Below are 17033 nucleotides of genomic sequence, written 5' to 3'. Positions count from 1 at the left end.
TCCTCGGGCTCAGATCGCAACGACGACCTGGGTGAAGCTGATGGCGTTGCGCGGCCCTGCCACGCGGACGGTGATGCGGTAGTACACCTGCGGGTCGGCCGGCTTTACGCCGCCCCCCTGGCCGGTGCTGCGGTTTGGCTGGTTGGACGGCGGAGCGTTGGGCGAGGCTTCGCAGTTGATGCCGGTGCTGGGGTCGCCCACGGCATTGCAGAGGCGGTGAATGACGAAGGAGACCGTGTTGCCCGCACCGTCGACGGCCAGCGTGTTGGCCATGCCGTTGGGCACGAGGAAATTTGTCCAGAAGTCGTCCCAGGTCTGGTTCGCGGTACTGTCCGGGTCTTCGCGGTGGGCGACGTAGTTGTATGTTTCGCCGCCGGCGCCGGCGGTGATGTTCTGGAACAGCTTGTTGGCACGGGTGGTCTGGCCGGCGGTGAGCAGTTCTCGGCTCTTCTGTTCCAGCCAGGCGATGGCAGTTTCGGCGCCCGTCTCCGACGACTGCCTGGCCGACTGTTGGAAGGCCAGATTGGCGGCGACGCGATTGCCGGTGAGTACGCCGCGCATCAGCCCGATGGCGGCCAGCGACATGGCAACCAGAACGATGACGGCGAGGATCAGCGCAACGCCTTGCTGGCGGCGGATGGGGTGGTGGGCGTTCAGCATCCCGTAACGACTCCAGGCCAGGACATATTGCGCAGCGGTAACGTGGTTTCGAAGGTCCTGTAGCGGTAGCGCTGCCAGTCGGTGTTGCTGCTCAGATCAATGGGTAGGGCGGCGGAGGCCGCCCAGGCCGGCGCGGCCGAGGTAACCGTATCTTTTTCGAGTTGGCCACTGCGTGTCACCAGCGCGAGGCGCAGGCCCAGCACGCGGCTCCAGCCGGCGGTGCCGCTGCAGTAGGCAGTGGGCGTGGTCTGGTTGTAGCCGTCGGCGTCGACGATGGCGTCCATCGTGACGGACGTGTCCTTGGCGTATTGCGCGCGCAGGCTGATCACGCCTTCGGCGATGGTGGCCCAGTTGCTGGCGGCGCTGGAGCTGCAGTCCTGCGTCATGTAGTTGCACGTGGCTAACTGCCCGCCGCTGACACGGTAGGCCGCCACATGCACGGTCTGACCCAGGTTGTACAGCACACCGTTGGTCATCCCGGTTGCACCGGTGGCCAGGGAAAGGGTGCTGGCGGGCACGACGTTGATGTGATCCAGCGTCAGTGCGCACGGCGTGGCGCGCGATTCTGGAGCAGCGAGGACGTAGTCGTTGAGTTTGTAGGCTGTGGGGGCGGGAACATTGAAGGTGTTGCTACCCGTCTGGCCGCTAATGCGTTGCCCTTCGGGTGAGCCGTTGCCCGTGCCGTAGGCGACCAGCAGCGTGTCGGTGTTGGCATCGCCCGTCGCGACGCTGGCCGAGTTGATCACCACAGGCCCGAGGTTGCCCACGGAGTGGCCACTGGGCAGCGTCAGGCTACAGCCCAGTGTGTTGGCTGTAGCAAGGCCCTGGCCGGCCTGGCGCAGGTCGAACAGCAGCATGGACAGTGCCACGGCACCCGTTGTCTGCGCGTCGCCGCTGCCGCTTGTCGTGCGGCGCATGCCCTCGGACACGCGGAAGACCTGCATGACGATGATGACGGCCAGCAAACCTATGACGAGGCCGACCATTAGCTCGATGAGGCTGAAGCCGCGAGGGCCTTGGCTGTGATGGGGCTTCAAGCGCAGGGTTTTCATTTGATTTGCGTGACCAGCGTCAGTTGGCGCGAGCCGTTCGCACTTGGCTCGCCCGGTGGCAGCCAGCGCAGCGTAATCGTGACTTGTGTGCTGCTGGTGAGGCCCGTGGCCGTGCCCGTGACGACGGCGCCGGCAGAGTTTGTGCCCTGCAGCGCGGGCAAGGGCTGGACTTGGGTCAGCGTGACGGTCTGGTCGTAGGCGGCAGCGCCGGGGAGGGTCTCAGTGACGCGCGTCTGCCAGGCCGTGTAGGCCGTGCCGTTGGTGCTGTTGAAGGCGGCATTGAGCGCCGCGTAGCTGCGGTTGGCGACCTGCATCTGGCCGACGAGGTCTTCGGCCAGCATGGCCGCATCGGCGCGGTACTTGGCGTCGCCCACCTGCTTGACTGCATTGGCTTGCAGGCCAACGAGGCCCATGACGCCTAGTGCAAAAATGAGCAGTGCGGCTAGCACTTCTAGCAGCATGAAACCCTGCTGCGGCCGGTGGCGTGGGGGACGGGGCGTCGGGTTCATGGCGCGTAGGAGCAGGACTGTGGGTCGGTGCTGGCGAGCTTGGCGTTGCACATGCGGGTCTGGCCACCCGGCGTCACCTGGATGTAGAGGCAGGTGACGGGGCCGCCCTGCTCGGCGCACTGCTCGATGGTGCTGCCGCGCACCATGATGCTGAGAGTTTGGGCGGGGGTGGGTGTGGGGCGGCCCAGCCCGTTGAATACGATGCTGCCGTCGAAGCCGGCATTGCTGCTCCCGTCCACGACGGTGCCGCCGCTACCTTCCGACGAGGGCCGCTTCATCAGGATGCCTGTGGCGGCGTCGCCGGCCGCCGCGTTGCAGCCGCCGGCAGCATTGGCGGTGCCGACGTTTACTACCCAGTTGGTGCCTGTGGTGCTCAGAGCGCAGCTACTGGTCAGTGAGTCAGTCAGCTGGAAGCGCACCTGGCCGTTGCGAGCAGTGGCTTCAGAGCGGGCGAACTGCAGGCCTGACTGGATGGATTCGGCCGTTAGGCGGATACGGCTGTTGGTCATCCAGTCGGAGAACATCGGTGCGGCCATGGCAAGCAGCAGAATCGCGATGCTCAGGGTCACGAGGACCTCGATCAGCGTGAAGCCACCAACGCGCGACCTCAGCATATGCCGCCCGTTTTCGTAATCCAGCAACTGGTGGAGCTGGCGATCCAACTGCTGCCGGCGGGGGAGACGATGGTGCTGGTCTTGGCGTTTGACTGGTTGACCGTGTACGTGAAGCCCGCCATCGTGTCCTTGCCCACCGCTTGCAGCGTGTAGGCGCTGGCCGACGAAGCACTGCAGGAGAAGGTGAAGAACTGGCTCGTGGTGGAGTCGTTGCCGCAGTCGGCGGCGTCGACGTAGGTGCGATTGTCTTGGTAGTACTGCTCCAACCGGACCTGTTTGGCGGCAAGGGCCGAGGTCGCGTCTGGGATCTTGCCCCGGGTCACATAGTTCTTGTACTGCGGCAGCGCCACGGCGGCCAGGATGCCGACGATGACCACGGTGATCATCACCTCGATCAGGGTGAAGCCTTGGGAGGGAGAGGAATGGCGTTGCATGGCTTGGGCATCCGGTGATGAAGATATTTTGGGCGCGTGCGACGCCAATGCATTACCGCTCATCCTGGCGCGGCGCACGCTGGTCGCGCGTCGGGCGCCGGCCGTGAACTGGCGCACGCTTCGGGCATGCTGGGGTGGTGTCCCCGTGTCACTCGCTGCAAGCAGTCGTAACAGAGGGAGGGCAGCCCAAGTTCTGCGGGGCGACGCGGCGTCACAGTCGGTTTTCGGCATTTCCGGGGCCTCTCAGGAGGGTCGGCTGGTTGAATCGGTGTTTCCCCTATCATGGCGCCCTTTACTTCCGCCTGGCTTCGGCCCGACTGCGTGAATTCCAACTCCACCGCACCCCTGATCGAACTGCGCAACGTCAGCTGCGGCTACGGGGACCGCGTCATCCTGAATGGCGTGAACCTGAAGCTGGAGCGTGGCAAGGTGCTCGCGCTGATCGGCACCTCGGGTGGCGGCAAGACGACCGTGCTGCGCCTGCTCGGCCGTCAGTTGCGGCCGATCTCGGGGCAGGTGCTTTTCGATGGCCAGGACCTGGCACCGCTGAACCTGCAGGAGCTCTACGCCGTGCGGCGCCGTATGGGCATGCTTTTCCAGTTTGGCGCGCTCTTCACCGACCTCAGCGTGTTCGAGAACGTCGCGTTCCCGCTGCGCGAGCACACCGACCTGCCCGAAGCCATGATCCGCGACCTGGTGCTGATGAAGCTCAACGCGGTAGGGCTGCGTGGTGCGCGCGACCTGCTGCCCAGCGAAGTCTCGGGTGGCATGGCCCGCCGCGTCGCGCTGGCCCGTGCCATCGCGCTGGACCCCGACCTGGTGCTGTACGACGAGCCCTTCGCCGGCCTGGATCCAATCTCGCTGGGCGTCGCCGCAAGGCTGATCCGCGACCTGAACGATGCCCTGGGCCTGACCAGCGTCATCGTCTCGCACGACCTGCACGAGACCTTCGGGATCGCCGACGAGGTGGCCATGATCGCCAACGGCCGTGTGGTGGCCCAGGGCACGCCGGACGAACTGCGCCACAGTGACGACCCGCTGGTGCGCCAGTTTGTCGGTGCCGAGGCCGATGGGCCGGTGCGCTTCCACCAGCCGGCCCGGCCGGTGGCTGAAGACTTCGGGGTGATGCCATGATGGCCCTGGCCAGGAGCGTGGGCGCCAGCGTGCGTGGTGCGCTGGTCGACGTCGGCGCCGCCACGCGGCTGTTCTTCACGCTGCTCGCGCGTACGCCCCAGGCGCTGGGGCGCTTTGTGCTGGTGCGTGAGCAGCTCTTCTATCTGGGCAATCGCTCACTGTCGATCATCGGCGTGTCGGGCCTGTTCGTCGGTTTCGTGCTGGCCCTGCAGGGGTATTACACACTGCAGCGCTATGGTTCGGCCGAGGCCGTGGGCATGCTGGTGGCGCTGAGCCTGGTGCGCGAACTGGGGCCGGTGGTCACGGCGCTGCTGTTCGCCGGCCGGGCCGGTACCTCGCTGACGGCGGAGATTGGCCTGATGAAGGCTGGCGAGCAGCTCACTGCCATGGAGATGATGGCCGTGGATCCGGTGCAGCGCGTGCTCGCGCCGCGTTTCCTGGGGGGCTTCATCGCGATGCCCTTACTTGCAGCGGTCTTCTCGGCCGTCGGCATCATCGGCGGCTGGCTGGTGGCGGTGCCGCTGATCGGCGTCGACGCCGGCGCGTTCTGGTCGCAGATGCAGGGTGGCGTGGAGGTCTGGGCCGATGTCGGCAACGGCGTCATCAAGAGTCTTGTCTTCGGCGTGACGGTCACCTTTGTGGCGCTGCTGCAGGGCTATACCTGCAAGCCCACGCCCGAGGGCGTGTCGGCCGCGACGACGCGCACCGTCGTGCTGTCGTCGCTGGCCGTGCTGGGGCTGGACTTCATGCTGACGGCCACGATGTTTTCGATTTGACTTGGAGCCAGGAGAACGAAGGATGCAATCCTCTCGACATGACGCGTGGGTGGGGCTGTTCGTGCTGATCGGTGGCGCGGCGCTGTTGTTCCTCGCGCTCAAGGCGGGCAATCTGCTGAGCCTGAACTTCGACGAGACCTATCAGGTGTCGGCACGTTTCGACAATATCGGCGGGCTGAAGCCGCGTGCTGCAGTGAAGAGCGCTGGCGTCGTCATCGGCCGCGTGGAGTCGATCGCCTTCGACGACAAGACCTTCCAGGCCAAGGTCACGATCAACCTGAACAAGGGTGCGCTCTTTCCCAAGGACAGCTCGGCCAAGATCCTGACCGCTGGCCTGCTGGGCGAGCAGTACATCGGCCTGGAGCCCGGTGCCGACGAGAAGAACCTGGCCGCCGGCGACGTGATCCGCCAGACCCAGAGCGCAGTCGTTCTGGAGAACCTGATCGGCCAGTTCATCAACAGCAAGGCATCGGACATGGGCAGTACCGCGCCGGCGGGAGGTAAACCGTGATCGGCCTGCTTCGGATCCTGGTCCTGGCGGCGTTCACGCTGGGCTTGACGGGTTGCCAGACCATGAAGGGCGTCGGCACGCGCATCGAGCGCGCCGTCGACAAGGCCATGGGCTCCAAGGGCCAGAGGATGGATCCCTGGGAATCCTGGAATCGCAAGGTTTTTGCCTTCAATGAGAAGCTGGACGAGAACGTGCTCAAGCCGGTCGCGACGGCCTACTCTGAGATCGTGCCTTCGCCCGTGCGCACCGGCATCGACAACTTCTTCGGCAACATTGGCGACGCCTGGTCTGCGGTCAACCTGATGCTGCAGGGGCGCTTCAAGGCCGGTCTGGAGCAGGGCATGCGCTTTGCCGTCAACTCCACCTTCGGCTTTGCAGGCCTGCTGGACATTGCTACCGAGGCCGGCCTGGACAAGAACAGCCAGGACTTCGGCAAGACGCTGGGCAAGTGGGGCATGGGCACGGGTGCCTATATCGTCTGGCCGCTGTTCGGGCCGTCGTCGGTGCGGGACTCCCTGGCATTGCCGGTTGACTGGCAGGCTTCGCCAGCCGTTCTCTTCGACGATGGCCGCAAGAAGGTCGCCATCACGGGGCTGAACCTGGTCAACACCCGAGCCAATTTCCTGCGTGCCGGCGAGATGCTGGAGGGCATCGCGCTGGATAAATACACCTTTTACCGCGATGCCTATCTGCAACGCCGCGGCAGCTTCGATGATGACGAGGAGGTCGAAGTGCTGGTGCCTGGCGCCGCCGCCTCGGCCCCGGCGGATGCTGCCTCGGCACCGCAGGCGCCCGCATCGGAGCCTGCGGCCTCTGTGAAAAAGCCCGCCGAACCCGCCTCCGCGGCGACGCGGTGAACCGATAGCCGGGTCGGCGCGTTAAGTGCCGGTCCCTGTTCAGAGAAAGTGACACCATGACCCTGCTGACCTCCCTGCGCCGCCGCGCGTTCGCCGTGGCCACCCTCGCGACCCTGAGCCTGGGCATGGTGCATGCCGCCCACGCGGCCGACGCCAGCGCACCCGACCAATTGATCCGCCAGCTTTCGCTGGAGACCATCGAGGCCGTCAAGGCCGACAAGGACATCCAGGCCGGCAACATCAACAAGATCATCGCCCTGGTCGATGCCAAGGTGATGCCGCATATCAACTTCCAGCGCATGACGGCTTCGGCCGTGGGTCGTTTCTGGCGGCAAGCCACGCCCGACCAGCAGGGCAAGCTCCAGGCCGAGTTCAAGACCCTGCTCGTGCGCACCTATGCCGGCGCGCTGACGCAGGTCAAGGACCAGACCATTGGCCTGAAGCCGCTGCGCGCCCAGCCGAGCGACACAGAGGTCGTCGTGCGTACCGAGATCCGTGGCAAGGGCGACCCCATCCAACTCGACTACCGCCTCGAGAAGGCGGGCGCCGAATGGAAGATCTACGACGTGAACGTGCTGGGCATCTGGCTGGCGGACCAGTACCGAAACAGCTTCGCCCAGGAGATCGGCGCCAACGGCATCGACGGCCTGATCAAGAGCCTGGCAGACAAGAATGCCAAGGCGGCGGGTGCACCGGCGGCCAAGGGCTGATGAGTTCCTCACGGACGCCTGGACGGGCTTGCTCTCGCGCGGCGGGACGGCGCGCAGCGCGAAGGAGACAGTCATGAGCGGGCTGAAGCTGCCGGCGCGGCTGCGTATGGATGGCGCCCGCGCCGCCTGGGCACAGATGTCGCCGGCCCTGCGAGCGGAGGCCGCCCAGGTGCTGGCAGCGGCCGGCCGCGAGGTGCGGTTGTCGGCTGCCGAGCTGACGGATTTCGATTCCTCGGCGCTCAGCCTGCTGCTGTCGGCCGCGCGCCAGTGCGGCGAGCAGGGCGCCACGCTCAAGCTGAACGATGCCCCCGAGAAGCTGCGCGAGCTGGCCCGGGTCTACGGCGTGGCTGAGCTGCTGTGGCAGCCCGCGGCGACGGTCTGAGCGCTCAGCCTGCGTAGCGCTTGGCGCGCAGGTTCTTCTTGATCTCCTGCAGCACGGGCCGCAGATGCTGGCCCAGGCGCAGTGCAACGCCCGTCGTCAGGATGTCCACCGCGATCAGGTGCAGCAGCCGCGACACCATGGGGCTGTAGCGGTCAAAGTCCTCCGGATGGTCCACTGCCAGCAGGATCTGGCTGGGGCCTAGCGCCAGTTGGGCCAGCGGCGAGGCGCTGGCCGTGATGATGATGATGGTCGCGCCCTTCTTGCGCGCGATCTCCGCCGCGTCCAGCAGGTCGCGGCTGCGGCCGGAATTGCTGATGATGACGGCGCAGTCTCCCGGCTGCAGCATGGTGGCACTCATCAGCTGCACATGGCCGTCGCTGGTGGCCACCGTGTTGACCCCTAGTCGGAAGAACTTGTGCTGTGCGTCCTGGGCGACGATGCCGGAGTTGCCGACGCCGTAGAACTCGATGCGACGTCCGTGGCGGGCCGAATCGGCCAGCGCATCGATGGCGCGCTCGAAGGCGTGGCTGGCTGCATCGTTGCGGTAGTGCAGCAGGGCCGCGACGGCGTTGTCCACAACCTTCACGATGATGTCGGCGGGCTTGTCATCCTCGTCCACTGCGCGGTGCACGAAAGGCACGCCCTCGTTGACGCTGCCGGCCAGCTTGAGCTTGAAGTCCGCCAGGCCGTCATAGCCAACGCTGCGACAGAAGCGAACCACCGTCGGCTTGGACACGTGCGAGCGGTCCGCCAGCTCGCTGACTGGCAGGCTGGCGAAGCTGCGCGCATCGGCAAGCAGCAGCTTGGCAACACGCTGTTCGGCGGGCGGCAGTGCCGGCAAAGCCGCCTTGACGCGCTCAAGGATGCTCATTGCTCCTCCGCCCAGCTGAAGCCATCACGCGCCACCAGCGCGCTCGCGGCGGCCGGTCCCCAGGAACCGGCGGCATAGGGGCGCGGGCCGTTGCCGTCAGCCTCCCAGGCGTCAAGGATGGGCTCGACCCAGCGCCAGGCCTGTTCCTGCTCGTCGCTGCGCACGAACAGGTTGAGGCGGCCGGCAATGGCCTCAAGCAGCAGGCGCTCATAGGCGCCCACGCGCTGCGCCGCGAAGGCCTTGTCGAAGTCCAAGTCCAGCGACACCGGCGTCAGCTGCTCGCCGTGGCCCGTGCCCTTCTGCGCGAGCAGTTGCAGCTCCAGCCCGTCCTCGGGCTGCAGCTTGATGACGAGGCGATTCGGAAGGCTGGCTCCGGGGAAGATCTGGTGCGGCACGGGGCGGAAGTTGACGACGATCTGTGCGTCGCGTGCCGCCAGGCGCTTGCCGGTGCGCAGGTAGAAGGGCACGCCGGCCCAGCGCCAGTTCTCCACTTCGGTGCGTAGCGCGACGAAGGTTTCGCAGAGGCTGTCCGGCGGCACCTTGACCTCTTCCAGATAGCCTGGCACCGGATGCCCGCCGCACATGCCGGCGCGGTACTGGCCGCGTACGACGTCGCGTCCCACCGATTCCCGTGTGAAGGGCTTAAGCGCGCGCAGTACCTTGAGCTTCTCATCGCGGATCGCGTCGGCGTCATTGCTGGCTGGCGGCTCCATCGCGATCATCGTCAGCAGCTGCAGCGCATGGTTCTGGATCATGTCGCGCAGCGCGCCGGTGCCGTCGTAGAAGGCGCCGCGCGTACCGACGCCCAACTGCTCGGCCAGCGTGATCTGGATGTTGGCGATGCTCTCTCTGCGCCACAGCGGCTCGAAGAGAGCGTTGCCGAAGCGCAGCGCCATCAGGTTCTGCACCGAAGGCTTGCCCAGATAGTGGTCGATGCGGAAGGCCTGCCGTTCGGAGAACACCGAGCGTACCGTCCGGTTGATCTCCTGCGCGCTGGCCAAGTCGTGGCCCAGTGGCTTCTCCAGCACGACTCGGACCTTGTCATGGTTCAGGCCTACGGCGCCGAGTTGCTGGCAGATGCCGGTGAACAAGTGCGGGCTGGTCGCGAGGTAGAGCACGACGGTATCGGCGTTGCGTGCATCCAGCCAGTCCTTGAGGCCCTGGTAATGCTCGGGCTGGGACAGATCCATGCGACGGTATTGGATCAGCCCCGCGAAGCGCTCGAACTCGTCGTCGCTGGGGCGCTTGCCGGCCTCGACCTCACGGAAGCGTTCCTTCAGCCATTCGCGGTAGCGCTCGTCGGTCTGTTCGTCACGTGCGACGGCGAGAATGCGACCGCCTTCGGGCAGCTTGCCGTGCCGGAAGGCCTGGAACAGCGCGGGCATCAGCTTGCGCCAGGTCAGGTCGCCGGTACCGCCAAAGAACACGAGATCGAAAGACATCTGCGGGGTCTCCAGGCCAGCGCCAATGCCGTCACCACGACATGCGCGCTAACCGTTGTGTAACTAAGTTTCGTGAAATACTATGCAGCAGTTTCTTCGCCGGGTCAATCCGGAGCGCATGCCATGAACCAGCTCGACCAGCTCAAAGCCTTCACCACCGTCGTCGCCGACACCGGCAACTTCCTGCAGCTCGCCCAGTTCGCGCCCCGCGACGCGACGACCAATCCTTCGCTGATCCTGAAGGCCGTGCAGTCGCCTGACTATGCGCCGCTGCTGAAGGAGACCGTGAACGCACATCGCGGCAAGCCCCTGGACGAGATCGTCGACCACGTGCTGGTGCGCTTCGGCTTGGAGATCCTCAAGGTCGTCCCGGGCCGCGTATCGACGGAGGTGGACGCGCGGCTGTCTTTCGACAAGGTGGGCAGCCTGGCGCGCGCACGCCGCATCATCGCGCTGTACGAAGCCGCGGGCATCAAACGCGAGCGCGTGTTGATCAAGCTGGCCTCCACCTGGGAGGGCATCCAGGCTGCCGCCGAGCTGGAGCGCGAAGGCATCCACTGCAACCTGACGCTGCTGTTCGCCTTCGCCCAGGCCGTGGCCTGCGGCGAGGCCAAGGTACAGCTGATCTCGCCGTTCGTCGGCCGCATCTATGACTGGTACAAGAAGTCGGCAGGTGCGAGCTGGGACGAGGTGCGAGAAGCTGGCGTCAACGACCCTGGGGTGAAGTCGGTGACGCAGATCTATGCCTACTTCAAGCAGCACGGCATTCGGACCGAAGTCATGGGTGCGAGCTTCCGCAACATCGGCCAGATCCAGGCACTGGCCGGTTGCGACCTGCTGACCATCAGCCCCGACCTGCTCGCCCAACTGCAGGCCAGCGATGCCAAGCTGGAGCGCGTGCTCGATCCGGCCAAGGCTGCTGCCGTGCCGGCCGTCCATCTCGACGAGGCTGCATTTCGCTTCGCTCTGAACGAGGACGCCATGGCGACCGAGAAGTTGGCCGAGGGCATCCGCCTGTTCGCCATCGACGCGGGCAAGCTCGACAAGCTCATCCAAGAAGCCTGACCATGGCAAAGCGCTGCGACCTGTCGCCCGTCTGGGCCGAGCTGCAAGCCCGCTACGCGGCCGAAGGTCGCGGCTTCGACATCCGCAAGGCGTTCGCCGAGGACGGCGGCCGCTTCGGCGCGTTGTCGTTGGAGGCGCCCGAGGTCTTTGCCGACCTGTCCAAGAACCGCGTTGACGTGCCCACTCTGGCTCTGCTGCTGAAGCTGGCCCGCGACTGCGGCCTTGAGGCCCGGCGCGATGCGCTGCTGCGCGGCGACCCTGTCAATACCACCGAGGGCCGCGCGGTGCTGCACACGGCGTTGCGCGCGCCTGCGGGCAGCGATGCGCCGTTCAATGCCGAGGTGCAGGCGTCGCTGGACGCCATGCTGGCCTTTGCCGAGGGCGTACGCCGTGGCGAGCGCGGTGAGATCACCGACGTTGTCCACATCGGCATCGGCGGCAGCGACCTCGGCCCGGCCATGGTTGTGCAGGCGCTTCAGCCGTTCGGCCGCCGCGGCCTGAAGCTGCATTTCGTCTCCAACGTGGACGGTCACGACCTGGCACCGGTGCTGGCCGGCCTGGATGCGCGGCACACGCTGTTCGTCGTCGCATCCAAGACCTTCACGACGCAGGAGACGCTGGCCAATGCCCAGGCCGCCAAGGCCTGGTTCCTGGCCGCGGGCGGCACGGACGTGGCGCGTCACTTCGTCGCGACCAGCAGCAATACCGCAGCAGCCGCAGCCTTCGGCATCGATACGGCCTTCGGTTTCTGGGACTGGGTGGGAGGGCGCTATTCGCTGTGGTCCGTCATCGGCCTGCCCATCGCCATCGCCGTCGGCGCTGACAGCTTCCGCGAACTGCTGGCCGGGGCGCATGCGATGGACCGGCATTTCGCCGCTGCGCCGCTGGAGCGCAACCTGCCGGTGCTGCTGGGCCTCGTTGACATCTGGTACCGCAACTTCCACGGCTTCACGAGCCGCAGCGTGGCGCCCTACCACCAGGGGTTGCGCCGCCTGCCGGCCTATTTGCAGCAACTGGAGATGGAGAGCAACGGCAAGGGCGTGGACCTCGAAGGCCAGCCGCTGGCGTTGGGTACGTCGCCGGTGGTCTGGGGGGAGGCGGGCACCAATGGCCAGCACGCCTACTTCCAGATGCTGCACCAGGGTACGGACGTCATCCCGGTCGAATTCATCGCCGTGAAGCATCCGTACCACGGCGAAGGCATTGAAAGATCGGGCGAACTCGTCGAGAGGCTCGCGGACCAGCATCGCAAGCTGCTCGCCAATTGCCTCGCGCAGAGCCAGGCGTTGATGCAGGGCAAGACCGCTGCCGAAGCGTTGACCGAAAAGGCGCCCACGGCCTCCGCCACGCTGGACCGCGAGGTGCTGGCCAGCCACCGCAGTTTCCCAGGCAACCGCCCGAGCACGACGTTGGTGCTGGACGCGCTGACGCCGCGTTCGCTGGGCGCGCTGATCGCGCTCTATGAGCACCGCGTCTTTGTCACCGGCGCTCTGTGGGGCATCAACAGCTTCGACCAGTGGGGCGTGGAGCTGGGTAAGGCCTTGTGCAATCAGTTGCTACCACGCCTTGAGTCGGGTGACACCGCGGGCCTGGACGGTTCGACGGCAGGCCTGTTGACTCGCCTGAGTGCCGCGTGAAAACGGCATGAGGATCGTCTTCGACTTCGGCGGTGTGGTGTTCCGCTGGCACCCGGCCAGCTTCCTGGCGCGCGTCTGGCCACACCGCGTCGAGACACTTGAGCAGGGCGCCCACATGGCCGCGCAGTTCTTCCAGAACTACGGCGGCGACTGGGGGATGTTCGACCAGGGACTGATCGGCGCCGACGAGGTCGTGCGCCGCATCTCGGCCCGCACCGGCTGGCCGAAAGAGGAGGTCGAGGCTGTCGTGCGCGCGGTGCCGGACGAGCTGACGGCTATCCCGGCGACGGTTGCCCTCATCCGCGACCTGCGAGCGGCCGGCCATACGCTGCACTACCTGTCCAACATGCCTGAGCCCTATGCCGATCACTTGAGCGCGACTTTTCCGCTCACCGAGTGGTTCGAGTCGGGCCTGTTCTCGGGCCGGGTCAAGCAGATCAAGCCGGGCGCCGAGATCTTCGCGATGGCGGAGCGGCATTTCGGCGCACCGCCCTCGGACCTGCTTTTCATCGATGACCACCCGGCCAATGTTGACGCAGCCCTGGCGCGCGATTGGCAGGCCTTTCTGTTCATCGATGCCGCCGGAGCACGGCGCGAGCTGGTGTCCAGGCGACTGCTGGGCGCCTGATCAGTGCAGGGCCTGCTCGCCGGCAGGCCCGAATTCATCCGGGTCCTGCGGCGGCGCGGCCGGTACGCGGAAGCTCTCGCTGGCCCAGGCGCCCAGGTCGATCTGGCGACAGCGTTCGCTGCAGAACGGGCGCCACTTGTTGCTGGAGGCGAAGACGCTGTCGCCGCTGCATTGGGGGCAGCGCACGATGCGTTCGCCCTGCGCGTTCGTCTTCATTGGCACAGCGCCAGCTCGAAGCCGCTGTCTTCGGGAGCCAGCTTGAGCCGGCCCTCCTCGTCCTGGCGCATCAGTCGGATGGACACCATCAGCCGATGGCCGGAAATCTCCGGGATCAGGCCGAGGCTGGGGTCGATGCGCATGCGCAGCAGCTGGTAGACGCGGACGGCGGGCAGGCTCTGCTGGAACTGGCCGGCCGTGGCGGCGACCTTGTGCGGCGTGCCCGAATCACGCAGCAGGCCCAGCAGCACCTGCAGCCCTTCTGCCAGCGGCATCAGCGTCTGGGTCCAGCCCACCAGATCCTTGCGGCGGCGCGCCGGCAGCATCTGCTGCCAGTTGTAGTAGGCCGGCAAGTCGAATTCGCAGGTGCCGCCAGGGATGCTGATGCGGCTACGGATGCTCATGAGCCAGTCGTTGCCGGTCAGCGCCGCACCGGTCTTGCCGGACACCGCATTCAAGCGCTGGAAAGCGCCGTCGATGCGGGTCACGACCTCGTCCAGGCGGGCTTCATCGACGCCGGGGCTGCCGCGGTAGGCGTTGAACTGGGCCTTGTGCTTCTCGAGCTCCTTGAGCAGGTCACTCTTCAGGTCGGCACGCGAGGCGACGTCGAGGATCTCGAACAGCGTGACCAGCGCGAAATGATGGTCAAGCGCAGTATCTCGGCCCATCAGGGCGCCGAGACGGTCGAACAGATGCTCGAGGCGGAGCATCGTGCGGATGCTCTCGTTGAACGGGTACTCGTACAGGACCACGGCGGCAGCTTCAGTCAGGGCGCCGCAATTGTTTCACAGCCCCAGCGTGCAGCCAGGCTTCTGGCCTCCATTTCGAGCGCGGCGAGCGAGATGCCGTCGTTGAGCAGCACGGCATCGGCCGCAGCGCGGCGGGCCTGCCGGCTGGTCTGGGCGGCAAGGGCGCCCTGAACGCGCTCCATCGTCCAGCCCGGGCGCTGCAGCACACGCACGACCTGGGTCTCGACCGAGCAGTCGACGACGAGAACACGTGCGACCCGCGAGCGCCAGCGACCGGACTCGACCAGCAGCGGCACGTCGAAGACGACGAGGGGCGCGCGCGCCGCGTCGGCCTGGGCGAGTGCCTCGTTGGTGATCAGCGGATGCAGGATGGCTTCCAGCCGACGCTTGGCGCCGGTGTCGGAGAAGGCAAGGGCGCGCATCCGGTCCCGGTCCAGCGCACCGTCGGCGCCGACGAAGTCCGCGCCGAAGGCTTGGGCGATGGCGGGCATGGCCGCGCCACCGGGCAGAGTGAGGGCGCGCGAGATGGCGTCGGTGTCGACGATGGCTGCACCGGCCCGGCCCAGCAGGCCAGCGACGGTGCTCTTGCCGCTGCCGATGCCGCCGGTCAGGCCCACCCTCATCCGGTCAGGCCCAGCCGAGCCAGCCCAGCACCGTGGCCTGGCCTGCGAACAGCACCACCAGGCCGCCGCCGGCCAGGAAGGGGCCGAAGGGGACGTAGCGGCCTTCACGCAGGCCAGCGTTCATCTTCATGATGATGCCGACGACCGCGCCTATGGCCGAGGCGCCGAGCACAATGGGCAGGATCATCTGCCAACCCAGCCAGGCACCGAGGGCCGCGAGCAGCTTGAAGTCGCCGTAGCCCATGCCCTCCTTGCCGGTGGCCAGCTTGAACAGCCAGTAGACCGACCACAGCGACAGATAGCCCGCCAGTGAACCGATCAGCGCCTTGTCGAGCGGGATGGTCCAGCCCATCAGCGCAGCCGCGAGGCCGGCCCACAGCAGGGGCTGATTGATGGCGTCCGGCAGCAGCGTGGTGTCCCAGTCGATCAGCGCCAGCGCGATGAGCGCGGCTACGAAGCCACACCACAGCAGCGTCGTGGGCTGCGCCCCGAAGCGCCAGGACAGGGCGGCGAACGCTACGCCTGTCGCGAGCTCGACCAGCGGGTAGCGCTTGGCGATCGGCGCCTTGCAGGACGCGCATTTGCCGCCCAGCCGCAGCCAGCCGACAAGGGGAAGATTCTCATGCCAGCGCAGTTGGTGGCCGCAGTGAGGGCAGCGCGACCGAGGCCTGGAAATGCCGAAGGGCGGCAGGGCCTCGATCTTGGTGCCATAGGCGTCGACCGCCTTGGCGAGCTTCTCGGCCTCCGCAGCCGGCACGCCGGCAACGCGCGCCATGACGGTGGCATCGGTCAGCTGCGCTGCGGACTCATGCAGCCACTGCCGCTCCAGCATCAACGGGATGCGATGTACGACGACGTTGAGGAAGCTGCCAATGCAAAGACCGAAGATGCCGAGAACCCAGGGCGACAGCCAGACGCTGTAGTCCACTGGCATCAGACCACCTGGCCCAGCTTGAAGATGGGCAGGTACATCGACACGACGATGCCGCCAATGATGCCGCCCAGGATGACGATGATGAAGGGCTCCATCAGGCTGGACAGCGCCTTGACGGCCTCGTCCACCTCGTCCTCGTAGAACTCGGCCGCCTTGCCCAGCATGTGGTCCAGCGAGCCCGACTCCTCACCGATGGATGACATCTGCAGCACCATGGTGGGGAAGATGCCGGTGGTTTGCATGGAGGTCGTCAGTGCGGCACCGGTGGACACGTCGCGCTGGATCTGCTCCGTTGCTTCCGCGAACACCGCATTGCCGGAGGCTCCGCCGACCGAATCCAGCGCTTCCACGAGAGGCACACCTGCAGCGAACATGGTCGACAGCGTGCGCGTCCAGCGCGCGACGGCCGACTTGTACATCAGGTCGCCGAACACCGGCACCTTCAGCAGCAGCCGGTCCATGCGCTTTTGCATCTTCTCGGAACGCTTCCAGCTCTGGATGAAGAAGTAGACGCCGCCGCCGATGCCGCCAAAGATGGCCCACCAGTAGCTGACGAAGAACTTGGACAGCGCGATGATGAACAGCGTCGGCGCGGGCAGGTCGGCGCCGAAGGACTTGAACACGTCCTCGAAGGCTGGCACGACGAAGATCATGATGACGGCCACGACGATGAAGGCCACCACCATGACGGCGATCGGGTAGGTCAGCGCCGACTTGATCTTGTTCTTGATCGCGACCGTCTTCTCCTGATAAATGGCCAGCCGGTCCAGCAGGGCCTCCAGGATGCCGCCCGACTCGCCGGCCTCGACGAGGTTGCAGTACAGCGCATCGAAGTACATCGGATGCTTGCGGAAGGCCGACGAAAGGCTGGTGCCGGTCTCGACGTCCTGGCGGATGTCGTTCAGCAGCCGGGTCAGGCGCGGGTTGGTCGCGCCACGCGCGACGATGTCGAAGGCTTGCAGCAGCGGCACGCCGGCGCGCATCATGGTCGCCAGTTGACGCGTGAAGACTGCGATGTCCTTCTGCTTGATCGAGGTGCCACCGCTGGAGCGGCGCTTCTTGACCTTGTTGACGAGGATGCCTTGGCGGCGCAACGTGGCGCTGACCATGGCCTCGCCGCCCGCGCGCAGCTCACCCTTGACGATCTTGCCGTTGCGGTCCTTGCCTTCCCATTCGAAGACGAAGTCCTTGATGCCTTTTGCTGCAGCAGTGGCGGTGGCCATGCGCTC

General features: G+C 66.4%; 21 protein-coding genes. 9 read left to right on the top strand and 12 right to left on the bottom strand.

Features of this window, described 5'->3' with window-relative positions:
* Positions 1-9 precede the first annotated feature (9 nt).
* Genes QM732_RS18280 through QM732_RS18260 form a run of 5 tightly spaced genes read right to left on the bottom strand, consistent with a single transcriptional unit; the run spans position 10 to position 3386 of the window.
* Positions 10-660, bottom strand: coding sequence for a hypothetical protein (locus QM732_RS18280; protein WP_415657522.1), 651 nt, complete (start codon positions 658-660; stop codon positions 10-12).
* Positions 654-1712 carry a PilW family protein gene (locus tag QM732_RS18275; protein ID WP_415657521.1) on the bottom strand — a complete coding sequence of 353 codons (1059 nt, stop codon included), beginning with the start codon at positions 1710-1712 and terminating at the stop codon, positions 654-656. Before QM732_RS18275 ends, QM732_RS18280 begins: the two co-directional genes overlap by 7 nt.
* Positions 1709-2221 (bottom strand): type IV pilus modification protein PilV, encoded by a 513-nt coding sequence (pilV, locus tag QM732_RS18270; RefSeq protein WP_415657520.1) that lies wholly within the window; start codon positions 2219-2221, stop codon positions 1709-1711. The genes QM732_RS18275 and pilV overlap by 4 nt, the downstream gene beginning before the upstream one ends.
* Entirely contained in the window at positions 2218-2835 is a 618-nt protein-coding gene (locus QM732_RS18265; RefSeq protein ID WP_415657519.1) for a GspH/FimT family pseudopilin, read from the bottom strand. Before QM732_RS18265 ends, pilV begins: the two co-directional genes overlap by 4 nt.
* Positions 2829-3386 (bottom strand): type IV pilin protein, encoded by a 558-nt coding sequence (locus QM732_RS18260; protein ID WP_415657518.1) that lies wholly within the window; start codon positions 3384-3386, stop codon positions 2829-2831. The genes QM732_RS18265 and QM732_RS18260 overlap by 7 nt, the downstream gene beginning before the upstream one ends.
* Positions 3387-3551: 165 nt before the next feature.
* Here QM732_RS18260 and QM732_RS18255 point away from each other — a divergent pair, with 165 nt between their 5' ends.
* The 6 genes from QM732_RS18255 to QM732_RS18230 all read left to right on the top strand — a co-directional run bounded on the left by QM732_RS18255 (position 3552) and on the right by QM732_RS18230 (position 7639).
* Complete coding sequence (locus QM732_RS18255) at positions 3552-4403, top strand: ABC transporter ATP-binding protein (RefSeq protein ID WP_415657517.1); 852 nt, start codon at positions 3552-3554, stop codon at positions 4401-4403.
* Positions 4400-5179, top strand: coding sequence for a lipid asymmetry maintenance ABC transporter permease subunit MlaE (mlaE, locus tag QM732_RS18250; protein ID WP_415657516.1), 780 nt, complete (start codon positions 4400-4402; stop codon positions 5177-5179). Before QM732_RS18255 ends, mlaE begins: the two co-directional genes overlap by 4 nt.
* 22 nt (positions 5180-5201) lie before the next feature.
* On the top strand, positions 5202-5690 hold the full coding sequence (mlaD, locus tag QM732_RS18245) for an outer membrane lipid asymmetry maintenance protein MlaD (RefSeq protein WP_415657515.1): 489 nt from the start codon (positions 5202-5204) through the stop codon (positions 5688-5690).
* On the top strand, positions 5687-6547 hold the full coding sequence (locus QM732_RS18240) for a VacJ family lipoprotein (protein WP_415657514.1): 861 nt from the start codon (positions 5687-5689) through the stop codon (positions 6545-6547). Before mlaD ends, QM732_RS18240 begins: the two co-directional genes overlap by 4 nt.
* A gap of 56 nt (positions 6548-6603) precedes the next feature.
* Complete coding sequence (locus QM732_RS18235; RefSeq protein ID WP_415657513.1) at positions 6604-7257, top strand: MlaC/ttg2D family ABC transporter substrate-binding protein; 654 nt, start codon at positions 6604-6606, stop codon at positions 7255-7257.
* A 73-nt stretch (positions 7258-7330) separates the two neighbouring features.
* Positions 7331-7639: an STAS domain-containing protein gene (locus QM732_RS18230; protein WP_415657512.1), complete on the top strand. Its 309-nt coding sequence runs from the start codon at positions 7331-7333 to the stop codon at positions 7637-7639.
* Positions 7640-7643: 4 nt separating this feature from the next.
* On the opposite strand, the gene QM732_RS18225 is transcribed toward QM732_RS18230, so the two are convergent.
* Positions 7644-8504 (bottom strand): MurR/RpiR family transcriptional regulator, encoded by an 861-nt coding sequence (locus QM732_RS18225; protein WP_331175808.1) that lies wholly within the window; start codon positions 8502-8504, stop codon positions 7644-7646.
* A gap of 2 nt (positions 8505-8506) precedes the next feature.
* Positions 8507-9952, bottom strand: a complete 1446-nt coding sequence (gene zwf, locus QM732_RS18220) for a glucose-6-phosphate dehydrogenase (RefSeq protein WP_415657511.1) — start codon at positions 9950-9952, stop codon at positions 8507-8509.
* A gap of 123 nt (positions 9953-10075) precedes the next feature.
* Here zwf and tal point away from each other — a divergent pair, with 123 nt between their 5' ends.
* The 3 genes from tal to QM732_RS18205 are packed head-to-tail and all read left to right on the top strand — an operon-like array spanning position 10076 to position 13282.
* Positions 10076-11017: a transaldolase gene (gene tal / locus QM732_RS18215; RefSeq protein WP_415657510.1), complete on the top strand. Its 942-nt coding sequence runs from the start codon at positions 10076-10078 to the stop codon at positions 11015-11017.
* Between the two features lie 2 nt (positions 11018-11019).
* Positions 11020-12654: a glucose-6-phosphate isomerase gene (gene pgi / locus QM732_RS18210; RefSeq protein ID WP_415657509.1), complete on the top strand. Its 1635-nt coding sequence runs from the start codon at positions 11020-11022 to the stop codon at positions 12652-12654.
* Positions 12655-12661: 7 nt separating this feature from the next.
* A complete protein-coding gene (locus QM732_RS18205) occupies positions 12662-13282 on the top strand; it encodes an HAD family hydrolase (protein ID WP_415657508.1) in 621 nt (206 codons plus the stop codon).
* Here the strand turns inward: QM732_RS18205 and QM732_RS18200 are convergent, their stop codons facing one another.
* Genes QM732_RS18200 through QM732_RS18180 form a run of 5 tightly spaced genes read right to left on the bottom strand, consistent with a single transcriptional unit; the run spans position 13283 to position 17027 of the window.
* Complete coding sequence (locus tag QM732_RS18200) at positions 13283-13498, bottom strand: DNA gyrase inhibitor YacG (RefSeq protein ID WP_415657507.1); 216 nt, start codon at positions 13496-13498, stop codon at positions 13283-13285. It abuts the gene before it with no gap.
* Positions 13495-14250 carry a cell division protein ZapD gene (gene zapD / locus QM732_RS18195; RefSeq protein ID WP_415657506.1) on the bottom strand — a complete coding sequence of 252 codons (756 nt, stop codon included), beginning with the start codon at positions 14248-14250 and terminating at the stop codon, positions 13495-13497. Before zapD ends, QM732_RS18200 begins: the two co-directional genes overlap by 4 nt.
* 14 nt (positions 14251-14264) lie before the next feature.
* A complete protein-coding gene (gene coaE / locus QM732_RS18190; protein WP_415657505.1) occupies positions 14265-14870 on the bottom strand; it encodes a dephospho-CoA kinase in 606 nt (201 codons plus the stop codon).
* Positions 14871-14874: 4 nt separating this feature from the next.
* A complete protein-coding gene (locus QM732_RS18185) occupies positions 14875-15804 on the bottom strand; it encodes a prepilin peptidase (RefSeq protein ID WP_415657504.1) in 930 nt (309 codons plus the stop codon).
* The gene (locus tag QM732_RS18180) at positions 15804-17027 is read right to left on the bottom strand and encodes a type II secretion system F family protein (protein WP_415657503.1); all 1224 of its coding nucleotides are present in this window, start codon (positions 17025-17027) and stop codon (positions 15804-15806) included. The genes QM732_RS18185 and QM732_RS18180 overlap by 1 nt, the downstream gene beginning before the upstream one ends.
* Between the last annotated feature and the right edge of the window lie 6 nt (positions 17028-17033).

It is taken from the genome of Roseateles sp. (assembly GCF_047654805.1).
In the GTDB taxonomy this organism is placed as follows: domain Bacteria; phylum Pseudomonadota; class Gammaproteobacteria; order Burkholderiales; family Burkholderiaceae_C; genus Pelomonas.
The sequence above is the reverse complement of the archived record's forward strand: the minus strand, read 5'-3'. Positions and strand labels throughout refer to the sequence as shown.